The sequence below is a fragment of the Rhodococcus baikonurensis genome, from assembly GCF_040489275.1.
In the GTDB taxonomy this organism is placed as follows: Bacteria; Actinomycetota; Actinomycetes; order Mycobacteriales; family Mycobacteriaceae; genus Rhodococcus_F; species Rhodococcus_F baikonurensis.
This window is the reverse complement of sequence record NZ_JBEUOQ010000023.1, coordinates 1-20,033: the sequence shown is the minus strand read 5'-3', so window position 1 is coordinate 20,033 and position 20,033 is coordinate 1. Positions and strand designations below refer to the sequence as shown.

General features: G+C 62.7%; 28 protein-coding genes. 10 read left to right on the top strand and 18 right to left on the bottom strand.

The features are described 5' to 3' along the window. Positions 1-61 precede the first annotated feature (61 nt). Positions 62-1,846 (bottom strand): relaxase/mobilization nuclease domain-containing protein, encoded by a 1,785-nt coding sequence (locus ABWI03_RS30760; protein WP_311052715.1) that lies wholly within the window; start codon positions 1,844-1,846, stop codon positions 62-64. Then, on the bottom strand, positions 1,843-2,241 hold the full coding sequence (locus ABWI03_RS30755) for a plasmid mobilization protein (RefSeq protein ID WP_311052714.1): 399 nt from the start codon (positions 2,239-2,241) through the stop codon (positions 1,843-1,845). Before ABWI03_RS30755 ends, ABWI03_RS30760 begins: the two co-directional genes overlap by 4 nt. A 589-nt stretch (positions 2,242-2,830) precedes the next feature. Between ABWI03_RS30755 and ABWI03_RS30750 the strand changes: the two genes are divergently transcribed. The 3 genes from ABWI03_RS30750 (at position 2,831) to ABWI03_RS30740 (ending at position 4,311) form a co-directional block, all read left to right on the top strand. Then, complete coding sequence (locus tag ABWI03_RS30750; RefSeq protein WP_219468657.1) at positions 2,831-3,178, top strand: hypothetical protein; 348 nt, start codon at positions 2,831-2,833, stop codon at positions 3,176-3,178. A 152-nt stretch (positions 3,179-3,330) separates the two neighbouring features. Continuing rightward, positions 3,331-4,053 (top strand): CPBP family intramembrane glutamic endopeptidase, encoded by a 723-nt coding sequence (locus tag ABWI03_RS30745; protein WP_353799029.1) that lies wholly within the window; start codon positions 3,331-3,333, stop codon positions 4,051-4,053. A 63-nt stretch (positions 4,054-4,116) separates the two neighbouring features. Next, positions 4,117-4,311, top strand: a complete 195-nt coding sequence (locus ABWI03_RS30740) for a hypothetical protein (protein WP_219468651.1) — start codon at positions 4,117-4,119, stop codon at positions 4,309-4,311. A 137-nt stretch (positions 4,312-4,448) separates the two neighbouring features. Here ABWI03_RS30740 and ABWI03_RS30735 read toward each other — a convergent pair whose 3' ends face one another. The 4 genes from ABWI03_RS30735 to ABWI03_RS30720 form a co-directional block, all read right to left on the bottom strand. Continuing rightward, positions 4,449-5,471 carry a DUF4192 family protein gene (locus tag ABWI03_RS30735; protein WP_243621717.1) on the bottom strand — a complete coding sequence of 341 codons (1,023 nt, stop codon included), beginning with the start codon at positions 5,469-5,471 and terminating at the stop codon, positions 4,449-4,451. 318 nt (positions 5,472-5,789) lie between these two features. Then, on the bottom strand, positions 5,790-6,104 hold the full coding sequence (locus ABWI03_RS30730; protein WP_243621718.1) for a hypothetical protein: 315 nt from the start codon (positions 6,102-6,104) through the stop codon (positions 5,790-5,792). After that, the gene (locus ABWI03_RS30725) at positions 6,101-6,439 is read right to left on the bottom strand and encodes a hypothetical protein (RefSeq protein WP_311052709.1); all 339 of its coding nucleotides are present in this window, start codon (positions 6,437-6,439) and stop codon (positions 6,101-6,103) included. The genes ABWI03_RS30730 and ABWI03_RS30725 overlap by 4 nt, the downstream gene beginning before the upstream one ends. Before the next feature lie 87 nt (positions 6,440-6,526). Then, on the bottom strand, positions 6,527-7,429 hold the full coding sequence (locus ABWI03_RS30720) for an ArdC-like ssDNA-binding domain-containing protein (protein WP_311052708.1): 903 nt from the start codon (positions 7,427-7,429) through the stop codon (positions 6,527-6,529). A 794-nt stretch (positions 7,430-8,223) separates the two neighbouring features. On the opposite strand from ABWI03_RS30720, the gene ABWI03_RS30715 reads away from it, so the two are divergent. Together ABWI03_RS30715 and ABWI03_RS30710 are read left to right on the top strand one after the other, a co-directional pair. Continuing rightward, positions 8,224-8,598, top strand: a complete 375-nt coding sequence (locus ABWI03_RS30715) for a hypothetical protein (RefSeq protein WP_257899355.1) — start codon at positions 8,224-8,226, stop codon at positions 8,596-8,598. Between the two features lie 218 nt (positions 8,599-8,816). Further along, positions 8,817-9,176 (top strand): hypothetical protein, encoded by a 360-nt coding sequence (locus tag ABWI03_RS30710; protein WP_219468634.1) that lies wholly within the window; start codon positions 8,817-8,819, stop codon positions 9,174-9,176. Positions 9,177-9,228: 52 nt separating this feature from the next. Here the strand turns inward: ABWI03_RS30710 and ABWI03_RS30705 are convergent, their stop codons facing one another. Continuing rightward, positions 9,229-9,756 carry a hypothetical protein gene (locus ABWI03_RS30705; RefSeq protein WP_311052707.1) on the bottom strand — a complete coding sequence of 176 codons (528 nt, stop codon included), beginning with the start codon at positions 9,754-9,756 and terminating at the stop codon, positions 9,229-9,231. A gap of 156 nt (positions 9,757-9,912) precedes the next feature. Here ABWI03_RS30705 and ABWI03_RS30700 point away from each other — a divergent pair, with 156 nt between their 5' ends. The 3 genes from ABWI03_RS30700 to ABWI03_RS30690 are packed head-to-tail and all read left to right on the top strand — an operon-like array spanning position 9,913 to position 13,327. Then, entirely contained in the window at positions 9,913-11,019 is a 1,107-nt protein-coding gene (locus ABWI03_RS30700) for a tyrosine-type recombinase/integrase (RefSeq protein ID WP_311052705.1), read from the top strand. Further along, positions 11,016-11,348 carry a helix-turn-helix domain-containing protein gene (locus ABWI03_RS30695; RefSeq protein ID WP_311052704.1) on the top strand — a complete coding sequence of 111 codons (333 nt, stop codon included), beginning with the start codon at positions 11,016-11,018 and terminating at the stop codon, positions 11,346-11,348. Before ABWI03_RS30700 ends, ABWI03_RS30695 begins: the two co-directional genes overlap by 4 nt. Then, on the top strand, positions 11,345-13,327 hold the full coding sequence (locus ABWI03_RS30690) for a site-specific integrase (RefSeq protein ID WP_311052702.1): 1,983 nt from the start codon (positions 11,345-11,347) through the stop codon (positions 13,325-13,327). The genes ABWI03_RS30695 and ABWI03_RS30690 overlap by 4 nt, the downstream gene beginning before the upstream one ends. Here the strand turns inward: ABWI03_RS30690 and ABWI03_RS30685 are convergent. The 8 genes from ABWI03_RS30685 to ABWI03_RS30650 form a co-directional block, all read right to left on the bottom strand. Then, on the bottom strand, positions 13,295-13,726 hold the full coding sequence (locus ABWI03_RS30685; RefSeq protein ID WP_311052699.1) for a Fic/DOC family protein: 432 nt from the start codon (positions 13,724-13,726) through the stop codon (positions 13,295-13,297). The two genes, ABWI03_RS30690 and ABWI03_RS30685, sit on opposite strands and share 33 nt — an antisense overlap. Then, entirely contained in the window at positions 13,723-13,944 is a 222-nt protein-coding gene (locus ABWI03_RS30680) for an antitoxin VbhA family protein (protein WP_219468632.1), read from the bottom strand. The genes ABWI03_RS30685 and ABWI03_RS30680 overlap by 4 nt, the downstream gene beginning before the upstream one ends. Positions 13,945-14,141: 197 nt before the next feature. Then, positions 14,142-14,360, bottom strand: coding sequence for a hypothetical protein (locus tag ABWI03_RS30675; RefSeq protein WP_219468629.1), 219 nt, complete (start codon positions 14,358-14,360; stop codon positions 14,142-14,144). A 67-nt stretch (positions 14,361-14,427) separates the two neighbouring features. Then, positions 14,428-14,595 (bottom strand): hypothetical protein, encoded by a 168-nt coding sequence (locus ABWI03_RS30670; protein ID WP_219468625.1) that lies wholly within the window; start codon positions 14,593-14,595, stop codon positions 14,428-14,430. Then, positions 14,592-14,930: a hypothetical protein gene (locus ABWI03_RS30665; RefSeq protein ID WP_219468622.1), complete on the bottom strand. Its 339-nt coding sequence runs from the start codon at positions 14,928-14,930 to the stop codon at positions 14,592-14,594. Before ABWI03_RS30665 ends, ABWI03_RS30670 begins: the two co-directional genes overlap by 4 nt. Continuing rightward, positions 14,927-15,121, bottom strand: a complete 195-nt coding sequence (locus tag ABWI03_RS30660; protein ID WP_311052694.1) for a hypothetical protein — start codon at positions 15,119-15,121, stop codon at positions 14,927-14,929. The genes ABWI03_RS30665 and ABWI03_RS30660 overlap by 4 nt, the downstream gene beginning before the upstream one ends. Next, positions 15,118-15,693 (bottom strand): DnaB-like helicase N-terminal domain-containing protein, encoded by a 576-nt coding sequence (locus ABWI03_RS30655; RefSeq protein ID WP_353799030.1) that lies wholly within the window; start codon positions 15,691-15,693, stop codon positions 15,118-15,120. The genes ABWI03_RS30660 and ABWI03_RS30655 overlap by 4 nt, the downstream gene beginning before the upstream one ends. A 5-nt stretch (positions 15,694-15,698) precedes the next feature. Further along, positions 15,699-16,019 (bottom strand): hypothetical protein, encoded by a 321-nt coding sequence (locus tag ABWI03_RS30650; RefSeq protein ID WP_219468614.1) that lies wholly within the window; start codon positions 16,017-16,019, stop codon positions 15,699-15,701. A gap of 203 nt (positions 16,020-16,222) precedes the next feature. Here ABWI03_RS30650 and ABWI03_RS30645 point away from each other — a divergent pair, with 203 nt between their 5' ends. After that, positions 16,223-17,425, top strand: coding sequence for an IS110 family RNA-guided transposase (locus tag ABWI03_RS30645; protein ID WP_065353057.1), 1,203 nt, complete (start codon positions 16,223-16,225; stop codon positions 17,423-17,425). A 40-nt stretch (positions 17,426-17,465) separates the two neighbouring features. On the opposite strand, the gene nrdH is transcribed toward ABWI03_RS30645, so the two are convergent. Next, entirely contained in the window at positions 17,466-17,696 is a 231-nt protein-coding gene (nrdH, locus tag ABWI03_RS30640) for a glutaredoxin-like protein NrdH (RefSeq protein ID WP_311052691.1), read from the bottom strand. A 612-nt stretch (positions 17,697-18,308) separates the two neighbouring features. On the opposite strand from nrdH, the gene ABWI03_RS30635 reads away from it, so the two are divergent. Beyond that, a complete protein-coding gene (locus tag ABWI03_RS30635) occupies positions 18,309-19,232 on the top strand; it encodes a DUF2971 domain-containing protein (RefSeq protein ID WP_352392316.1) in 924 nt (307 codons plus the stop codon). Positions 19,233-19,304: 72 nt separating this feature from the next. Here the strand turns inward: ABWI03_RS30635 and ABWI03_RS30630 are convergent, their stop codons facing one another. Together ABWI03_RS30630 and ABWI03_RS30625 are read right to left on the bottom strand one after the other, a co-directional pair. Further along, positions 19,305-19,595 carry a type II toxin-antitoxin system RelE family toxin gene (locus ABWI03_RS30630; RefSeq protein WP_054828169.1) on the bottom strand — a complete coding sequence of 97 codons (291 nt, stop codon included), beginning with the start codon at positions 19,593-19,595 and terminating at the stop codon, positions 19,305-19,307. Then, the gene (locus ABWI03_RS30625; protein ID WP_054828168.1) at positions 19,592-19,867 is read right to left on the bottom strand and encodes a type II toxin-antitoxin system Phd/YefM family antitoxin; all 276 of its coding nucleotides are present in this window, start codon (positions 19,865-19,867) and stop codon (positions 19,592-19,594) included. The genes ABWI03_RS30630 and ABWI03_RS30625 overlap by 4 nt, the downstream gene beginning before the upstream one ends. Positions 19,868-20,033: the final 166 nt, after the last annotated feature.

The following is a 20,033-nucleotide window of genomic DNA, read 5'->3' as shown; positions in this document are numbered from 1 at the left end:
CACATTTGAGCACAACAGCCCGACACCGGTTCGCATTCTGTGCGGCGGCGGCAATGTCTGGTTACACGTCTCGTCCGGTGTCCCGGCGTTGGTTGGGTTGTGCGGCGGTGCGCGGTTTGGGTTCGAGCTTCGGGGGGAGCGGTGACGGGCGGACTGCTTCGGTCGGGCTGCTCGGGTACGACAGGCGCAAGGACTTCTGGGCGGCGTCGATCTCGGCTTGCTCTTCGGCGGTGTAGGTCCGTTCGACGGACTCGGGTGCCGTCGTCGGTGTCGTGGTGGTGACCTCGTGGGCGGGTTCGTCGCGTTCGATGACCGCGACGGAACCAATCTCGGCAGATCGTTGTGCGGCGGCGTTCAGTCGTCGGTGTACCGATTCGAGTTGCACTCGGCTGACGGTCTCGAGTTGGGCAGCATAGGCAGCGGCTCCGGCCGCGCGCGATGATGCAGCGATCGCTTCGGTCGCCTTCATCAGTTGCCGCAGCAGCAATGCGTAGCCGGCGGCCGCGTCGAGTCCCGGCTTGCACTGCATGACGATCATCGCCGCGCCGCCCGCGGAGACGATGCCGGCCTTCTTCGGGGCGTGTTGGTGTGCGGGGATTTGCGCGGACCGTGCGAGTTGGACGGACGCTCTCGCGAGCGGTCCTGGTGTGGCTTCGACTTGGGAGGACCACGCGGCGAAGACACCTGCGGTTCGGCCGGCGGCGCGTGCCCATTGTGCTCGGTCGGTGACCGGAAGGCTGGTGAGGTATTTGTTCCACTGCTCGATGTCTTGCGCGGCGCGTGCCAACAGTTCGGGATCGGCGACGACGGTCTCGCGTCCCTTGCGCACTGCGGGCTTCTCTCGCCGTGCTGCGCGCCATTCTGCGACGGCTTCACCGGAGCTGGTGGGTGTGTCTTCCCATTCCTTTCGGAGGCGGGGGAGTGTGAGGTCCTTACCGAGGTGTCCGCCGCCGTAGAAGATGGGCTTGGCATCGGTTCCGGTGGCATCGCGGTCGGGTCTGACGGCGACCTTGTAGCCGACTACGACGTCATCTCGGCCGGAGGCGAAGCGAGGCCGGACGATCAATCCTTGCCCGCGAAGTCGACGTACGAATTCCGCTTCGGACTTCGACGATGTTGCGCAGGCGCGCACGCGGCGTGCGAGGAGATCGCGGTCGAGTTCGGTCTGCCCGTTGCGTACTGCGCGCGCATTTTCAGCTCGGTGGTAGCCGCGTTCGCCGGTCTTGCTCTGGCGGGATTCGATGACAGCGAGGCCGTGTTCGCGTTCGATGCGTGCGGCCGCGTCGCTTGCTCGTTTCCAGTCACGGTAGAGGTTGACCTTGGTGCCGTCTTCGCGCACGGCGGATGCGGCGATGTGGATGTGGTCGTTGCCTTTCGCGGACACTCCGTGTCGGACGGCGACCCATCTGGAGGGGCTGCGGCCGGAGTTTTCGGTGAAACCCATTTCGTCCATGAACTCGGTGGCGATCTTGTTCCACTGCTGGTCCGTCAGCTCGCCTTCGTCGGCCTTGAGCGAGAGTGAGCAGTGCCAGACATTGCCGTCGCGATACGGGTCGATCGGATCGCGGACCTTCTTGCCGTGACTGTCGCGGACGTCCTGGCCGGCATCGTCGCGCAGGTAGTTCGGGATCTTGATTTCGGTGCCGAACACTTTGCGGGGCTGGTCGATCTGCTTGCCGATCGCGAGAGCGTCGACACCGCTGAGTTCGTTGTCGTCGTGCCACGCCATGATCGCGTAGTCACCGGCAACAAGATGGGGGTCAGTGTGCTCGTTGCTCTTGCCCGGACCGGCGAGGTACGACATCAGGCCGGTGACTTTGGCGCCGCGGGAAATCTTGACGATCACGGCGCGGACATCTCGTCGAGCGTGCCGTGAATTCGGTCCGCCAGCCGACGCACACTGACCAATGCGCCGTTCAGTTCGGCGGGGACCTCACCGGTCGCATTGGTAGCTTTCGCCATCTGGTTGATGTTGATCGAAATCGCCGACAGCAACCGAAACGCGGAGAACAACTCCGCGGCAAGATCGCGCCGATCGGTGGCAGTTTCCCCGGAGTCGGAAAGAGCGGACTCGACCATCAACCGCGCCACAGTGATGCGCGCTTCCTGCGCACGGCGCAGCAACTCGGACTCCTCCTCGGGAGTCACCTTCACCACGTGCCGGGCAGCTCGACCGCCCGGCACATTCTCCCGGCGTTCACGACGGAACCGGCGGGGTCGACTGACCTCGTCTTCACTCATGTCCGTCGTGCCCCCCTTCGGCCCAGCGCAGCGCCCCCACCACGTGGGGCTACACGCCAGTGTCTCAGGTCCAGAGCGCAGCGGCAAGACCTGACCCAACTTAGGGCACCTAAGTTACTATCTTGCTCTGCCGGGGCTCAGATTTCGGGGTCACTTCCGTTCTGAGTCTCGTCCCCGAAATCTCAAAAGCGCCAGGACGAGCCTGCGAGTTCCTCTGGTCTCGAATTCGTCCCCATTTGGGGGCTGGTCCCGATTGTGGGTGCCTGAGACGCAGCGGAGCGGAGAGGGAAATCTCGGGCATCCATATGAGGATCGGAGCAGTCCCGACCTGTGGTCGAATCTCGGAGAAAATGAAGATGCGCCGCGCGGAGCGCGTCGATACGCATTTCGGGTGGTTGATGTTGCCCACAGGCGGGCACCGGCGTTCTCGGCATTGGGCACACACCAGATTCCTCCGCTCCGCGTCTGGTGTGCACACAACGCCGCCCCGGACACCCACCCGTGGACAACGGGTCGAGTCTCCGCGAGTTGCGCTTAGCGCACGTTCAGTGGTGCACGGGCGGGCCTGATTTCTCCTACGATGTAGCGCATGAACACGACACCGAACACACCAGATTTCGACGCACTCGATGCAGCTATCAAGGCGGAAGCCGAAGAGAAGATGAAGATCATCCGTGTGGTGGCGACCGCACACAAGGAACTGCTCGATACGCGCGAGGAGTTCGCCCGCAAGGACGCCGCGAATACCGGGAAACTCGATGCGGCCTTGACCGAAGCGCTGCGCGTCGGATTCACCGAAGCCTCGATTAAGCAGTGGCGTGTCACTGGTGACCGTAAGACTGCCGGAAGGCGGTCGAGCACGAAGAGGGTTTCGTCGAAGAAGTCTGCCGATTCGGCGGTCGCGGCACCGGCAGTCAGCCCGAAGAGCAACGAGTGACAGGCGGACTGCCGAGAGTCGCCGAAGATGAGGTTGGCTCTCGCAGTTCGATGCCCCCGCGGCCGTCGCGCCGTATGGCGCTACATCTCTGGCAGGAGCGAGTACTTCCCGGGCGTGTCTTCGATCGCTGTTTTATTGGTGTCGCGCTCGGCGTGACGATTGCGCTGTCCGCTACCGCTGTCGCCAATCCGAAGATCGACATCATGATCCTGCTGCCCCTGTGCGGCGTCGTATTCACTGTTCTCGTCTGGGAGTCGCGAAAGTCTGGATCCCGACGACCGAAGTTTGATCGTGGTGAATGGTCTCGAACAGGCCGCTGGATGTGGGTCGGGGTTCGGAGATCTCTGAAGTGGCTCGGGTTCGTGGTTCCCCGACCGTCTTCGCGCTCTCCAGTGTGGGTGCGAGTAGCTGTGTGGGGTGTGCTCGTCCCTTCGCTTCTCGGTTTGGGCTTGTTTCTGATGTGGTTCGCGATCGGGTCCCTCGATCCTGAGCTGTTCACTGTGACCGATCCCGAACAGATTGCGGCGAGACAGCAGCGACGTGATCAGTACCTGCGAGGAGGAATCCTCACAGCACTGGCTACAGCGTTCATCGGTGCGGCACTCGCGGAGGAAGTCATATTCCGGTCAGTCGTGTTGGCGGTGCAGCGTGCGCGACCCCGGAACTGGGTCCTCCTGACAGGGATCTCTCTGCTGACCGTGGTGGCTTTTGCGCTCGTTCATTCAGACTTCGGTACCGGCAACGTCGTCAACGCTGGTGTGAACGCAATAGCGTTTACGGCCATCGCGCTCTACACGCGCTCGTTATGGCCGGCGATCGCAACGCACGGCGTCTACAACGCGATCATCATGGTCGGGAACTATCTGACGATGTGACTACTGCCCGATCTTCACGTGGAGTTTGATGTACGACCGAAAACGAATCGAAAGGATCTGAGTATGGCTGAGGAGCACACCATCAGTACCCGCTCTGCATTGGAGTCGACGCTGTATCAGGCAACGAAGCATCTGCGTGTGATCACTGCTGCGGATCTCGCGGCCGTCGTCGACGGTCACACCGTTGAATCTGAATCGGCAGTGCCGATCGACATTGCGTTTCCACCACCGGGGAACACGGAGCATTTGTTCAACTGACATCCGGTGCGCCGCGCTGCAATGGTGGCGTACCGAGATACTGGCGCAGCGCTTGTTCGGGCTCGATGCCCGAACAAGCGCCACCGCATACGGGAGCGGCCCCGACTTCTTCGCGAAGTCGGGGCCGCTGCCGTTTTTCAGCTGTCGAGGTTGTCGACGCCGACGCCGAAGGATCGCGCTGCCTCCGCGCTGATCGCGTGCAGCTGCGTGGTGACTGCGGCGGGCGAGACCGCGTGCTCGAGTGCAAAGTCGAGCAAGTTACGCAGCGGGGTGTCGTGCTCGCCGTTGCCTTCGATCACTGCGGCTTGCGCAGCCTCCAGCGCGATACCGGTACTGGGTCCGTCGCCGCTGATGTATGAGCAGTACGCCGCGACGGTGAGAATCTGAATTCGAGCGTTGCCGCGTACCTGGCGGGCGATGGTCGCGAACGCATGGGCGGCTGCGTGCTCGTTTCCGTTGGCGGTGAACAGCAGGGCATCACGTGCGGTGGGGCTGATCGTGGCGCACAGTCCGACACGGCCGGCCAGCTCGGCGTCCGGGTTGCCGCGTGTGCGGATGAGTGTCACGAGTTCGGTGACGGTGTGGCGAACGAAGTCCGGTCCCTGTGCGTGCAGCGCTGCGTGTGCGGGTGCGGTGTCCGCTTCGACGGTGACGGCGTAGCGGGCGGCGATGTCCTCGCGTGAGGCTGCGGTGCTGCGGCCCTCTTCGACGGCGTTGTGAATGCTCAACGTTGAGGCGTTCGGGTCTTCGGTGAGTCCGGTCGCGTACGTGTCGAGGTCGGTCCACAACGCTCCGGCTTCGAGCGCGGTGACGTGCAGGGCGAGCATGTCGTGGATTCCGGCGTCACGGAATCCCTGGCGCAGGATCGCGATCTGGTCGAGCGCGATGACTGCGGCGGCGTCTTCGGCGACGGCAACGCAGATCGTGGCGGTGGTCTCGGCGCGTGCGGCGGCTTGGAGGTACGGTGCGGGATCGAATTCGGCACCCTCGCCGGTGGCGGCGTCGGTGCGCGTGACAAGGGCAATCTGTTTGGTGGTTCGGCCGTCGACGATTTCGTCTTTGAGCATGATCACGATGACCGATGCGGTCGGGATGAATCCGAGCATGGTGGGGATGGAGGCGAGTACCTCGGTGGCGGTGTTCAAACGGATGCGCTGCATGTCGTTCCCCTCGCTGATGAAAGTGACCGGGCCGGGTGCCCCGCCAATTTTTTTCGCCTGCTGGCAAAGGAGAATCGCGTCGGCATGAGGGGGCCGGAGTGCCACCCCTGGGCCGAGAAAATTTCGGCGGGAGCTTGCGAGTGACGAAAATTTCTCGGAGCCATCGGCCGGCGCTTGCGCCGCCAGGGGTTGCGCGCAGGTCACCGCCGACGAGAATCGGAAGGCCAGAAGGAGAACAAAAAGATGTTCTTCATCAGGACGTAGCGCAGCGGAGTTCATTTCGGGGGACGCCGAAGGTGGCCGGCCGCCGGGCAGGCGTCACCTTTGCGCCGGCCGCGCGCAGTCGCAGCACTCCCACTGACCACCGACGCGGGTACAGGTGCGGCGTTGCTCGCACAGCCAGCATCGTTGATTGCGTCGGGTCAACTGCTGCGGTCCGGTCGCGGCGGGCCGTGGGGGTTCGGTGGTCTCGGCGCGCTCTCGCTCGGATACGGGCCTGATCATGTCGCCGAAGATGCGACGGCACTGCGAGCAGATTTCTCCGTCCTCGGCCACGATGTTCGAGCATCCCGCGAGAACGCATCCGGTGAACATCTGCGGATCCACCATCGCCTCTGCCTTCGGGGCGCTCACCACCGGAACCGGATTCCGTGCGGTGCGGCGGCGCGCTCGACTCGGCCGTAAACCCGATTCACGCGTGAGGGTGCGATCTGTCCGGCGTCGTAGGCGCGGCGGGTCGCGACGGCGAGCAGGGCGACGGCTTCGCGGGCGCTCACTTCGTGCGCGAGGGTGAGCCACCCGATTTCGGCTTGCATCCCTACCGCGCTCGTGGCGGCGGTGATCTTTGCGGTCAGTGTCTCGAGGATCTCGGCGGCCGTCATTCCTGAGGGTGTGATCGCGGGGTACGCGGCGTCGATGGTGTTGCTGTACATCGTGTCGGCGCGCAGCTCGTCGGTGGTGGTGCTCATGTCGTTGCCCTTTCGTAGACTTTCGGGTGCGACACCGGGCGGCCTCTTACCGCCCGGTGTCGCACTGCGTTTGCGGGGTGCTGCCGTCTATGCGGCTGCGGTGTCCTCGGCGTCGTCGGCGCGGGGTTCGAGTGCCTCGGCGAGGGTGTGGACGGTCGCCAGGACTGCGCGGGCTGTGTCGGTGATGACCTCGAGGTCTCCGTTTCCCCATCCGGCGATGTAGCCGATGCTGTAATCGGTGGTATCCAGTCCGAGTAATCCGGCCAGGACGTAGGCGACGGATTCGGCTTCCACTTCGGCGCGGCCTCGGTGCAGCTCGGCGGGGTCGATGTCTCCGCTGGCGTGCATGAGCGCGTGAGCGGCTTCGTGAATCATCGTTTTCGCGGCTTGTGCGTCGCTGATCGTGTCGTCGACGATGATGCGGCGTGATCCGTCGAGGCTGGTGCGGCCGTTCGATTCTCCGGCGATGTGCTCGCGGGTGACGGTCCATCCCTGTTCCGTCATCACCTGTGCGATGCGGGTGTAGATGGCGGCCGGGTCTTCGCCTTGCAGTCGGGTGGTGATGGTCTCGGCTGCTGCTGCGGGGTGCCCTTCGATCGGATCGGTCTGGGCGATGTCGAACACGGACAGGATCGGGAACCGTGCTGCTCGGCGAGTGGTTTCCTCGCCGGTCTCGGTGTCGGTTTCGGTGATCTTCTTGGTCGAGTAGCCGAAAATCTTGATCGACTTTTCGCCCTTGCGGACCTGGCGTCCGAGTTCCTGCCACTTGCGGAATCCGGCGACCTGGCTCGCGTCCGGCGCCTGCGAGAAAATCAACATCACGTTGTTGAAGCTGTACGCGTGGAACGCTGCTGCGGCGGTCAGGTAGGCGGCCCATGCATCGGTGTCGGTGAGCTGGGCAACCTTCGCGGTGATGCTCTCGTGCAGTGCGGCGGCCTGCTCGCGGCGCGCTGCGCTCTTGTCCGCCGTGGTCTTCGCCTGTGCGCTCATAACTGGAACCTCCGCTGATCCGGTGGCGTCCCCCTGCTCGGTGGCCGCCAATTTTTTTGCCCTGCTGGCAAAGGAGAATCGCGTCGGCATGAGGGGGCCGGAGTGCCACCCCTGGGCCGGGAAAATTTCTCTGCGAGCGTGCGAGTGCGGGTTGAGAAAATTTCTCGGAGCCCTCGGGCCGGCATCGCCGCCAGGGGTTGCGCGCAGGTCACCGCCGACGAGAATCGGAAGGCCAGAAGGACAAACAAATCAACGCTTTTCGCTGGTGCGGAGCGCAGCGGAGCTCAATTCGGAGGACACCGAAGGTGGCCGGCCGCTGGGCAGGCGCCAACACACCGCCGCAACGGGCCTGGCGTTCGCACCTCCCACTCGGTGCGCTGGCGGGGTGATTGTGCGGGAGCGACGGAGGCCGGCCACGTGTGGTGTCGCGGTAGCTCTGCTCTCGCGGTGAGTTCCCTGAAGAGGAACGGCCTATTTAAACTCGCTCGTATTCTAAGAGGGGATATCTTTTAGCCCTTGTTAGTAAATACGCCACGATGCACCCAGCTTGGAGTGCCGGAGCATTATTATCGTGTCTGTACGGGCAGCTGAGAGCCAATTCTTGCCGGGTGTATCAATTCAGTCTCGCGACTCCGGGAAGCTCGCAGATTGTCGGTGTGACCTGGTACGATTGCTCTACCTTCTCGAAAAATCGGGAAGGCCAGCAATCCCAGAAAGAACGGAAGTGCACCAGAAGTGTGTGGAAATTCTGATTCAAAGGGGACATATGTGAATTGATACGAAAGGACACTCACATGAATAGAAGTAATGAGTTACATGAGGAAAACGGATCTAGTCGAGAGAATGCATCTGGACAAAGGACTCGATCTCGTTGGTGGTCGGATGAGTCTTTGGCAACGCAGGTGTGGCGCGGCGATCGGTCCATGCAGGTGATCGGCAAGGCAGCGGATGCCGTTTGGGGTCTGATCAGCGTGGTTTTCCTGCTGATTCGCGTCGTAGGCTGGCTGGGGTATGAGGTTCCTTTTGGGGATCCCGCTGCGCTTGAATTTGTGAAGTCGGCAGTTTGGATCCCTGGATTCAAAGGTTTGGTGCGTCGGGTGTTGATTGTGGCGTTGGCGTTGCCGCTGATTCTGGTGGGCTGGTTGGTTCGATGGGTACGAAGAGCGTGAAGGCGCTGTTCGTAGGCCCTTAATCGCAAATGGAGATGAGGATGGTCCGACCCTGAGTCGGGCCATTTCTCTGTCCGGGGTTGTCCGTCGGGGGTCGAGGCTTGGTCGCGTTTCGGCTGGTCGGACGTGCGTTTCGGATCTTCGTCGGCGGCGCTTGGTGGTTGAACGCTGCTAATTTGGGCGTGTCCACAGGTTGAAGCGAGGTGGGGGAAAAGTTGATGGATAGTTGGAGTCCGGATTTTCGGCCGCGGAAGTGGGAGCGAGAAAAGGAGCAGTTCGCGGCATGGATGGCCGGCGCGGACGTTCGTGGGCTGTGGAAACGTCGCCGTTTCGGAATCTGGCGCGAGGAGCAGTTTTCGGCGCGGATACGCGTTGCTCGCGACGCTGAGCAGAAGCGTCAAGCGGAGCTGATGGCGAATCCCAGTGCTGAGCTTGTTGAGGCATATCGGGAGTTGCAGGCTGCGGAGGCGGCGTCCGGTGCGAGGATCGGTTGCGCGCGGGGCGGCGATATGACTGACCCGAAAACGGTTCGGGCTCTTGCTCGGCTGTTGAGTGATCCCGCCGAAAAGTTTCAGTAGGAGCAATTCACGGGCCGCATTTGTGCTGGTCAATCCGCTTTTGTTTGGAGTTTCAGTCGCGGCCGAGGTCGTGGGCGCGTTTCGGTGTCTGGGTCCGCGAGGTTTCCGGCTCGGTCGTCCCTGATTCCCGTGAACCCGTCGGTGGCTGTGACGGGTAGTCGAGTAGTCGGCTGCGCATGAGGTCGCTGAGTTCGTTGGGGTTGTACGGTTCGCGGTTTCCGCTGCGTAGATGCTCGATCATCGCTTTGTGGTGCTCGGCCACCTCGAGGTGGATGACGTTGCCTTGGGTGCTGGCGAGGGTGGGTGGTTCGGTGTTGTTGCGGTGTACGCCGACCGCGAGGACGTCGCGAAGTGGTGTGTGGGTTGCTTCCATGGCGACGTAGCGGGCTGCTTGTACTGCGGAGGCGTGGACTTTTTGCCAGTCGATGGTCCAGCCGGAGGATTTGAGGAGTTCGTCGAAGAAGACTCGTTGTGTGCGGGAGTTGCCGTCTCGGAATGGGTGCAGGACGAACTGCGAATTTTTCGATCCGATGCAACACAGCACGGAAGGCCTGCTCAGGCGAGTATAGCCGGTTTCCAACAGGTTCCAGTGTAGTTTCCGAGGCCAGCGAGACCCGCAGACGAGACCGGATTGGGGACCGATTGCAGCTCTGGACGGGCGCAGAACGGCCATTTTCGGCAATCGAAGAACGAACGAACCTCGACAAACTGATGCATCTAATGCAATTATATTGCAGTGGACACCGAGGATGAGGTTTTGAGCCTGCGGCCACGGGGCGTCGCACTGCTGAACGAGCCAGCTGCGGTGTTCGGGGCGATGCTTGACGGTTTCGCGCGACAGCAGACGAGCCGGGGGCTGGCATCCCAGACCATCCTGGTCCGGCGGTGGCAGGTGGAGCGGTTTGCGCGGTTCACCGATACGTATCCGTGGCAATGGCTACCGGGCGACGTGGAGGACTTCACCACGAGCCTGTTCAGTGGCCGTCGCCCCTTGGCGCGGTCGACGGTGCGGAGCTATCACCTGACGATCCGCGCCTTCTTGAATTTCGTGACCGATCAGCGTTACGACTGGGTCGCGGAGTGCCGGTCACGGTTCGGGTCGGTGCCGACACAGGTGTGTTTCGAGTGGAACACGGTCGCGCACACCGCCGACTTCGAGGGCCGCCCAGGGCGTCGGCCGCTGGACTACGGCGAGTTGGAAGCATTGTTCGCGGCCGCGGACAGCCGTGTGGACGAGTTGGTGCGGCAGGGACGCAAAGGCGCGTTGGCGGCGTTGCGGGATGCCCAGCTGCTCAAGACGACCTATGCGTGGGGTCTGCGGCGTCGCGAGGTACTGGGCTTGGACCTGGCGGATCTGCGCTCGAACGCGAAAGCGCCGCAATGGGGCAGCTTCGCGCTGGTGCATGTTCGGCACGGAAAATCGTCCAAAGGCAGTATCCCCAAACGTCGCTCGGTGTTGTCGCTGCCGGAGTTCGAGTGGGCGATCGAGGGCCTGCGAGTCTATGTCGAGCAGGTCCGGGAGCGGTTCCGTCCCGGCACGAACCCGGGGTTGTGGCCGACCGAACGCGGTACCCGAGTCGGGGACCGGTATCTGGACACACGGTTCGCGCAGCTGCGGGAGGTGGCCGGCCTGGCCCCGGAGCTGACGCTGCACAGCCTGCGACACTCGTATGTGACGCACCTGATCGAGTTCGGATATGCCGAACAATTCGTGCAGAGCCAGGTCGGGCACGCCTACGCCTCCACGACCGCGATCTACACCTCCGTCACCGACGACTACCGCAACCGCGTCCTGACGGCCGCGATCGACAAGTTCTACTTCGCTCAGGAGAACCCGACATGACGACGAAGACGATCACCTGGCGGCTGCGGACCCTCATGGCAGAGCGCGGCATGTTCAAGACCACCGACCTGATCGAACCGCTCAAGGCAGAGGGCGTGCCCCTGTCCCGGGAGCAGGTGTTCCGCCTGGTGACCCAGACCCCGCAACGACTGAACGTGGAGGTCCTCGCCGCCCTGTGCACGATCCTGGGCTGCACCCCCAACGATCTGCTCGTCCTCGAACAGACAGATCAGCGTCCCGTCGAGGACACCGGCACCGGCGGCCCGATCGACAGGATCGGCGATCTGCGGCCAGTCCCCGCCCGGATCCACCGGCCGAAACACTCGTGACGATTCGACGGGGAACCCCGCAGCCGGACGGCGAGTTCGGTGTCCGGGTCGCCGAGGCCCTGGCCAGCAAAGGGGTGCACGCGCCGGAGCCGATGGTGGTCGCGGCAGCTGAGCGCATCATCCCTGCGCCCCGACGCAACGGGACGCTTCGGCTCCTGACCTGCGACACGTTCACCCCGTCCCGGATCCCCGCGGACGCACCGACAGTGGTGCAACAGTTGCTGGCGCACCTCGCTCACCGCGGTGCGACCGGCATCGGCTTACCGATCTGCCCCAGTTGCCGCACCGCCAAGGTCGTCAAGGCACGGGACGAGCAGGGCCGACGGATCTGCTTCCGATGCACTCAACTGCCCGCCTACGCAGAATGTCCGTGCTGTCTGCGGAGAAAGAAGCTCATCGCCACCGGACCTGATGGGCGGTCGGTCTGCCAACGCTGCGGCCCCGAGGGCGTCCCGACCTTCGAGTGCACCGCCTGCGGAAAGAACGTGACCGTCGCCAGCCACGTCGACGGCCGGTGGCACTGTCTGAACTGCTACCCCACACCCACCCGGCGGTGCGTGTCCTGCGGCAAGGACAAGAAGATCGCCGTAGTGATCATGTCCGGGCCACACTGCTTCGCCTGCCACAACCGTGTGCTGCGCAACCCCGCCTCATGTCCTGGCTGCGACCAAGTACGTATCCTCGCGTTCCTCGACGACACCGCTGAGGCGGTCTGCGCGGTCTGCGCGGGCCAGCCGGCCCGTTACGCCTGCCGCCGCTGCGGCGGCGAGGAGCACTACTACGGCAGGCTCTGCGGCCGCTGCACCCTCGAGGACCGCTGCACCGAACTGCTGGCCGGCCCGGACGGGACGTTGAGTGAGCCGATGCGCGCCCTACGCGACCATCTGCTTGCACGACCCCGGCCGGCGCAGATCATCAAATGGCTCCGCCACGGCCCGCACATCGACCTTCTGGGTGAGATCGCCTCCGGGCGAACACCGTTGATCGCCGTGTCCTTCGTCCAGACACACGGCGGGAAAGGCCTTGACTACCTCCACGCCCTGTTGGTCGACGCCGGAGCGATTCCCCGCGATCGGGCAAACACCGATCTCCTCGAAGCCTGGACGGCCCGCACCATCGGCGACGCTCCCGCCGGGCACCGCCGGGTGCTGACAACCTATACCCGGTGGGTTTTGCTACGCCGCGCCCAACAAGGCTGCGGCACAGGCGATATCACTCCCGGCGCGGCTAACCATGTCAAGGCCGCAACCCGCGGACTGATCGCCTTTCTCACCTGGCTCGACGAGCACGACACTCCTCTCGACGCTGTCACGCAAGGACGGGTCGAGCAGTTCCTTGCGGTCCGATCCGCGCAACGCTGGCTGCCTCAGTTCCTCGGCTGGGCGCAGGAGCGTGGTGTCGCGCCACGGCTGGAGGTTCCCGCCCTCGTACCAGGACTGCCTAACATCACCGCGTCCGAACGCGATCACGAACAGACCATCGCCACGCTCGTCCGTGATGACACCATCCCCGTCGATGTCCGCCTTCCCTGCCTGCTCATCGCCGTCTACGGCTTCACCGCGGCCAGAATTCTCACGCTGCAACACGCACACCTCCACGACACCGGCGATGCCGTCGACCTGCACGTCGGTGACCGGCCGCTGCGGCTTCCCGAACCGCTGACGGATCTAGCTCGAACCCAACTCGCCCGGCACCCCGACGCGGGGCCGCAGGACTGGCTGTTCCCAGGGCGGCAACCCGGCCGACCGAGACATCCGCTCTATCTCACCGGTCAGTTGCGCATGCTCGGCACAAGTATCTCTGCGCTGCAAAAGACCGCTCGCTTCCGCCTCGCCGGAGCCGTCCCCGCCAAAGTGCTGGCCGACATGCTCGACTTCAATGTCACGATGTTCGAGACCTATGCGCGTCTCGCCGGCGCCAATCGCGGCGACTACCCCGCGCTTCGCTCACATCAGAGTGAACAGTTCCCTATCGAATAATCCACTTCCACCGGTAGTGGTTTCACCCCAGTGGTAAGCGAGTCGGTCGACGGCGCGGTCTTTCGGGAGTCCTTGGGGGAAGTTGTCTTTGGCGATTCCGCGGAAGATGAATGCGGCTTGGTTTTCGATGTGTTCGGGTCGGCAGTGTGGGAGGTTCATGCCGACTGCGCCGGTGTCGCGGGTGCGGAGGGTGCCGGCCCAGTCGTAGACGTCTTGCAGGATGAATTGGTGGATCTTTTTGAGGTGGTCGAAGTCGAAATTGCCTGGTATGGGCTGTGTTTCGAGTTGCAGGATTCGCTGGTAGGCGGCTGCGCGTTCGACTACTGCGAGTTTCGCGGGGTCGGTGATGCCGTATTTGTTTTTGAGGACGCCTGGGGCGATCTCGTAGGGGTCGTTCACTCGGGCTGTGCTGCCTCGTATTCGGCGAGTGCTGCGGCGACTGCGAGTTCAACGGCTTTGTCGCCGGTGATTTCTCCGCGTAGTTGCCGGCGGCCGATTTCGACGTCGGTGGCGCTGGGTTCCATGCCGGCCATGCGGTGTCCGGCTGTGGCGGCGGCGATGGCTCGGTCGATCTGGGCTTCGGTCATGTGCGACTGTGCGTTGCGTGCAGTGGTCACCGGTGCTCCTTCGTCGACTCGGGCGAGTGTGGTGGTGCGCAGGGGAGCTGCGCACCGTTGTCTATTCTACCTGATCATTGCCTGTTTCCTGCGGTCAACAACGGTTGTGGAGCGGTGCCTGAACAGGGTGTTTCGGTTTTGTGCGGCGGCCTTGTCGGTGCGCTCCTCGAGGGGGGCGTCTGCGAGGGGTTGCACTGCTAGCTTTGCCCGCTGTACCGGCGCCATACGTAGGGGGTGGCGGCGACGAGAACCAGCAACAGCGTGACCAGGGCGAGGATCATGCCGAATTGCCACGGCTTCATTGCGTCGGGAAAGAACAGCCAGCCGATCAGTGTTCCGAGTACGAATCCGGCTACTGCTGACGCGGCTCCTGCTTTTGCGACTGGGGCAACGATGGTGGCGATCTCGTTGTTCATGGCGTTCCTTTCTGTCGTTTCCGGCGATTGTGCCTGGTAGGTCCGACACGGACCTACGGACGGGTGTTCAGAACAGAGTGTTTTGGGTTTGTGCTGCGGCGTTGTCGGTGCGTTTCTCGTAGGCGGTTGCGAGGGTTTGTGCGGCGGTGGGGCTGCATCCCATTTCGGTGCCGATGTCGTCCCAGCTGGCTCCGTGGTGGTGCAGTTGCCAGGCGTCGTGTTCGTCGTCGCTCATGATGGCGTTAACCCTGTCTCCGGCGGCCGCTGGTCGAAACTTGCTGGCGGAGGGGTGAGATCTCGCGTCCATCCGCGATCGCTGAGCACGTTGTCTATGCGGGTGATGTTGGCGAGTTGTGAGCCTCGCAGTGTGACACGAAGTCGGTACGAAGGTTGACGCCAGAAAGTGATCGAGTGGCACATCGGGCCGAGTGCGTTGACCGCTGACGGATAGTCATTGATCCAGTGCTGGCGTTCGGCCAGACTCACCCGCCGTCCTGGTTCCGCTTTCCGGCGTTCAAACCAGAGAACGGCCTCGTCGGGCATCAGGTCCTTACCGTTCGCTTCGGTCATGTTCGATTCTCCTTGGCGTCTAAAGGTTTCCGGAGGCTGGCGGCTTTGGCGAAGCTGTAAACGGAGGCGGTGAGGGCGATGATTCCGGCGGTGATCACGTGTTTGGTGCCGATCGTGAAGTCCAGGGCCGCGACGGCGAGCGCGAGGACTCCGAAGATGCTGTGTTTCACCACACCTGGCTTGTTGGTCATGCTCGGCCTTCGCGGATGGCTTCGAGGCGTTGGGAGGCTGCGCGGCGTTCACGGCCGATGCCGAGCAGGTGTTCGAACAGTTGGTCTTCGGGGAGCTCTTCGGCGGCTTGGGCGAGGGATCGTGCTGCTTCGCGGAATCCGCGGCGGTATGCCTGGGTGAGGACTGCGGCGATGTTGTGCTCGAGTTCAGCGGACGGGACGCCGATGGTGGTGATGTCGGTGAGTGCTTTGGTGAGTTGTTTCCCGAGGTGCCCGCTGGTGCGGCCTTCCTGCTGCAAGGTGGTGAAGACATGGGCACTGTTGTGAGGTTTGCCGGCCAGAGCGAGTTCGGAGATGGCGGTGAACAGTGCCGCGTTCACGGGTCGGTAGAAGTCTGCGCTGGTCAGAGCTGCGACGGCACGCTTCGCACTCTCGGCCGGCGCCCAGAGCAGCGAGCACAGGAGCTGAGCTTCGACGTCGAGAGCGGTGCTGTACTCGTCGATCTCGTCGCTTTCGCTGGTGAGGTCGTCGAAGTCGGGGACGGTGGCCAGTGAGAGTGTCACGTCGGGGTCCTTGCTGTCGCCGGTGGGCATAGGAGTCAGGGTCGCGGTGAGGTGAGTTGCCGGTGACTGCGCAGGATCTCGGTGGCCGCGCGGAGGTTGCGGGCAGCCTCGGCGAGATGAGTTGCGATGTCCTGGTCATGGGCGGCAACGTCTTCGGCGGTGTCCGCGTCAGGGGCGGTGTAGAGGGTGTGCAGCTCTTCGCGTGCATCACTGATTCCGGCGAGGGAATCGTCGAGGGCGGCGAGCATGGTGCGGAGTTTGCGGTCGACGGATTCGCTGTCGCAGCGGAGCTCGGCGTCGAGTGCGCGGTCGACGAAGTCTGCATCGGGAGTGAAGGTGAATGCTGCTGCGGTCATGGTGTCCTCCGTAAGTTGTTGGATGGTCCGGAAGTGCTGGGTGTGGCTGATGGTGTCCTGCCTTATGTGGCTCGAAACGAGTGGCCGCCCAGCGCTTCGGGACGCCCTGGCTGCTGATTGAAAAATGTGCTTCGAGTGCTGTTTACGGAGATGACGGTGGGGTGTTCCTCGGGCCTGACATGAGTAGGCGACATGGAGGAGCGATGAGAGAAACTCACACCCACGCATGGGTTGGAATCGACGCCGGCAAGGGCCATCATTGGGCGGCAGTGGTCGACGAAGCAGGGTTGATCGTGTGGTCGCACAAGATCATCAACGACGAGACCGCGATATTGCACGCGCTGAGCGAAATTCTGGCCTTGGCCGACGAACTCCATTGGGCGGTAGATATTTCCGGTACCTCCTCGACGTTGTTGCTTGCTCTTCTCGCCGCGCACGGACAGAATGCGGTTTACGTCCCTGGTCGCACCGTCAACAGGATGTCCGGCGCGTATCGAGGGGAGGCGAAAACCGATGCCCGCGATGCCTATGTGATCGCGGAAACTGCTCGACACCGACGCGATCTGTCTGTGTTGATTCCACCGGCCCAGCTGGCCGCGGAACTCGCGCTTTTGACCTCGCATCGGACCGATCTCGTCGCTGACCGAGTCCGGCTGATCAACCGTCTGCGTGACACTCTCACCGGTGTCTTTCCTGCGCTCGAGCGGGCTTTCGACTTCGGGCGTCACAAGGGCGCGTTGGTGTTGTTGACCGGTTTCCAGACGCCGCGCGCCATTCGGCGACGCGGACGCGTTCGTTTGAGCTTGTGGCTCGGTAAACGTGGGGTACGCGGGGCGGACGGTGTCGCCGAGATTGCGTGGGAAGCGGCGTCCGCGCAGAATGTGGTCCTGCCTGGTGAGGCTGTTGCGGCGCAGTTGGTGGCCGATATCGCCGACAGAGTCCTCGCAGTGGACGTCCAGCTTGCTCGTCTCGACGCGCAGATCGGTGAGACCTTCCGCCGCCATCCACAGGCTGCGGTCATCGAATCCATGCCCGGTATCGGTCCGATCCTCGGCGCGGAATTCGTTGTCGCTGCCGGTGATATGTCGGCGTACTCCGATGCCGGTCACCTCGCCTCGGCAGCGGGGTTGGTTCCGGTCCCCCGCGATTCCGGCCGCCGAACCGGCAACATGCACCGACCCAAACGCTACAGCCGGCGACTGCGGCGCGTCTTCTACCTCTCCGCTCAAACCTCCATCATCAAAGATGGACCGAACCGCGAGTTCTACCTCAAGAAACGAAGTGAAGGAATGAGACACGTTCAAGCGGTGATCGCCTTGGCCCGTCGACGAGTGAGCGTGATCTGGGCATTGTTGCGCGACAACCGACTGTTCGTCGTTGATGCACCCGCCGTCCGAACTGCTTGATTTCCTCATTGAAACTCGTTTCGCTGGTGAAAGTGTGTGGTCAGGCGGCCGGGGTGAGCTTGGAGATTTCGTCGGGACGGAATCCGCTCCAGTGGTTTTCTCCTGCGACGACGACGGGGGCTTGCAGGTATCCGAGACTCATGACGTAATCGCGGGCCTGTGCGTCTTCGGTGATGTCGATGACGTCGTATTCGATTCCTGCTTTGTCGAGAGCGCGGTACGTGGCATTGCATTGCACACATGCGGGCTTGGTATATACGGTGATCGCCATTGTCACTCCCCCTCGTCGGTGATTCTTTATTGATTTCATTCTATCGAACATTGCAATATAAACCAATACTTTCGCGGGTATTTCTTCGATTAGCTTCCGCTTTAGTTAATGACATCTTCAATCATTTTTCGCATTCTTTCTCTAATACCAAACCGTGATGTACGCAGCTACTTGCATGCGTTCTACCTGTACTTTCTCCCCTCTCCCCGGTATGTGCCGATATTCTGGTCTCGGCGGGAGCGGGTCAAGGTGAGCGTAGGAAAAAATATCTTAGCGCCTTTGTTCGAGCGTGCGAGTGGCGCGTGTGGATATTATTTCTGGAGCGGCCTTGATGCGCGAGCGTCGGGATAGAAGAATGTTTACACCGGGGCGGGTAGGTTCTTGTCCTTGCGCTTTTGTCGTGGTTCGTGGCCGGCGGCCGGGGTGCTTTCTTGCGTGTCTGTGGTGGTGTCCGTATTCCGCCCTTCCGGTCCGCCGGTGGCTCTTTACCGCCGGCCAGAGGCGGAAGGTGCGGGGCGGAAGGGCGGACGGATCCCCAACCCTTTCGGGCCGGGGATCGCCGCTTCATCGGGTTAGTCGATCGCGACCTCGTCGAATAGGCGGAAGAGCAACATGAGCAACGACGACAACTTGTATCACTACACTTCCGCGGCAGGACTCCTCGGCATCGTTGATCGAATCAGCCAAGCGAGCTTCCCGAACGTGTACGCGACTACCAATCACCCCTTGTATGCCGAGTACACCTACGATCGAACGCTGCGATTCCAGGCGTCTGATGTTCGGTTCATGAACGACCACGCAGAGCTGAAGACTGCCGGCAAAGTGTTCGCGCAGAAGATCACGGATGCCGCCGGTGACTCTGGCGGCGACCACCCGTTGTTACCAGACCCCGCGCAAGTGTTTGCCGCCTCGTTTACCACCGAGCCAGATGATCTCAGTCAATGGCGCGGTTACGCCGGTGGTACAGGCGGATTCGCGATCGGCATACCCAGGGAAGTTCTCGAGAATCACACCTTCCCAATGTTCAACTGGCCCGAGCCAGAAAATCCAAGACTCGACTCAGTGATCAGTTTCCCGGCGGACGTGGATGTCGTCGAAGTGAGCTACGAGTCGGCCGCTATCGAACGCGACGCCGACGAGTTCATCAGCCGCTACGCGAACAAACCCGCGCTCGGCCCCCACGACCTCGCTTTCGCACGCTTCGAGATGGCGAAGCACCTCGCCCGGCACAAAGATGACTCGTTCAAGGCCGAACAGGAGTTTCGTGTCATGACCCACACAGCGCCACCGACGACCAGCACTAACCCTCTGTTCGGCGAACTCCGCCTCAGCGGTTACGGTCTCTCGCCCTTCACCGCGTTCGCGATCAACCTCGGCACCCATTGGCGTCCGGCGGCAGAGACAACAATCGCGAGACTGATTGTCGGCCCAGGGCCATACCAAGATGTTCAGGTCATCGCGGCGCGTCAACTACTTAGCGTCAACGGCCATGACCCTGGTGTGGTGGAACCTTCGGGCATCACATTTCGAGGTTGATCGAGTCTGTGTCGACTGCGCTACCGCGGCACCAGCTGTATCTCAATGTCTCTCGCACGTATGGCTTTACCCCTAGGTGCGATAGGCGTGGGCACGGTGGTCGATTCTGACGATGACGATGGTGTGGTTGGGGTCGTCGATGTGGAGCAGGATTCGGTAGTCGCCGCGGCGGGCGCTGTGGAGACCGTCGAGGTCGTCGCGTAGCGGTTTGCTGAGCCGGTGAGGGTTCTCGGCGAGGGGTCCGGAGATGAATTCGATGACGGCGTGGACGATCCGGGATGGGAGACGTTGAAGGTCGCGGCGAGCTGGGGATGCGACTTCGACCCGGTACGGGTCGGACGAGTCTGTGGGAGCGTCGCTCATTTCGGCGGCAGGCCGTGTTCCGCGCGCAGGTCGTCGATGGAGGCAGTGTGGCCGGCAGCGTACTCGGCGTCGGCGGTAGCGACGTCGTCGCGGACACCGGCACGTGAGAGCCAGTAGATCGTCTCGTGCAGCGATTCGAGGTCGTCGGCAGACATCAGCACCGCGGCGGGTTTGCCGTGCTTGGTGATCGTGATGATGTCGTGCGTGGTTTCGGCGCTATCGACCAGCGCGGAGAGCTTGTCCTTGGCTTCACCCAGTGGCACTGTCGTCATGCCGTCCAGTCTAGCCGCCAGACTGGCCCGACGATAGCCATACTTTTAGCCGATAATAGTAATTATGTAAGGTAAACGATGCCGAGTTGTAGATTGTGCGAACTCGACCCCTCCCCGAACTGCCCCTCGCCCGTAGTGCCCGACTGGCCTCGTGACCTGCGCGTGA

Bases quoted from the DNA above. Each gene is read 5' to 3' on its own strand.
- ABWI03_RS30755 (WP_311052714.1), bottom strand. From the start codon at position 2,241: ATGAGTGAAGACGAGGTCAGTCGACCCCGCCGGTTCCGTCGTGAACGC.
- ABWI03_RS30750 (WP_219468657.1), top strand. From the start codon at position 2,831: ATGAACACGACACCGAACACACCAGATTTCGACGCACTCGATGCAGCT.
- ABWI03_RS30740 (WP_219468651.1), top strand. From the start codon at position 4,117: ATGGCTGAGGAGCACACCATCAGTACCCGCTCTGCATTGGAGTCGACG.
- ABWI03_RS30735 (WP_243621717.1), bottom strand. From the start codon at position 5,471: ATGCAGCGCATCCGTTTGAACACCGCCACCGAGGTACTCGCCTCCATC.
- ABWI03_RS30725 (WP_311052709.1), bottom strand. From the start codon at position 6,439: ATGAGCACCACCACCGACGAGCTGCGCGCCGACACGATGTACAGCAAC.
- ABWI03_RS30720 (WP_311052708.1), bottom strand. From the start codon at position 7,429: ATGAGCGCACAGGCGAAGACCACGGCGGACAAGAGCGCAGCGCGCCGC.
- ABWI03_RS30715 (WP_257899355.1), top strand. From the start codon at position 8,224: ATGAATAGAAGTAATGAGTTACATGAGGAAAACGGATCTAGTCGAGAG.
- ABWI03_RS30710 (WP_219468634.1), top strand. From the start codon at position 8,817: ATGGATAGTTGGAGTCCGGATTTTCGGCCGCGGAAGTGGGAGCGAGAA.
- ABWI03_RS30695 (WP_311052704.1), top strand. From the start codon at position 11,016: ATGACGACGAAGACGATCACCTGGCGGCTGCGGACCCTCATGGCAGAG.
- ABWI03_RS30675 (WP_219468629.1), bottom strand. From the start codon at position 14,360: ATGAACAACGAGATCGCCACCATCGTTGCCCCAGTCGCAAAAGCAGGA.
- ABWI03_RS30670 (WP_219468625.1), bottom strand. From the start codon at position 14,595: ATGAGCGACGACGAACACGACGCCTGGCAACTGCACCACCACGGAGCC.
- ABWI03_RS30665 (WP_219468622.1), bottom strand. From the start codon at position 14,930: ATGACCGAAGCGAACGGTAAGGACCTGATGCCCGACGAGGCCGTTCTC.
- ABWI03_RS30660 (WP_311052694.1), bottom strand. From the start codon at position 15,121: ATGACCAACAAGCCAGGTGTGGTGAAACACAGCATCTTCGGAGTCCTC.
- ABWI03_RS30655 (WP_353799030.1), bottom strand. From the start codon at position 15,693: ATGCCCACCGGCGACAGCAAGGACCCCGACGTGACACTCTCACTGGCC.
- ABWI03_RS30650 (WP_219468614.1), bottom strand. From the start codon at position 16,019: ATGACCGCAGCAGCATTCACCTTCACTCCCGATGCAGACTTCGTCGAC.
- ABWI03_RS30645 (WP_065353057.1), top strand. From the start codon at position 16,223: ATGAGAGAAACTCACACCCACGCATGGGTTGGAATCGACGCCGGCAAG.
- nrdH (WP_311052691.1), bottom strand. From the start codon at position 17,696: ATGGCGATCACCGTATATACCAAGCCCGCATGTGTGCAATGCAATGCC.
- ABWI03_RS30635 (WP_352392316.1), top strand. From the start codon at position 18,309: ATGAGCAACGACGACAACTTGTATCACTACACTTCCGCGGCAGGACTC.
- ABWI03_RS30630 (WP_054828169.1), bottom strand. From the start codon at position 19,595: ATGAGCGACGCTCCCACAGACTCGTCCGACCCGTACCGGGTCGAAGTC.
- ABWI03_RS30625 (WP_054828168.1), bottom strand. From the start codon at position 19,867: ATGACGACAGTGCCACTGGGTGAAGCCAAGGACAAGCTCTCCGCGCTG.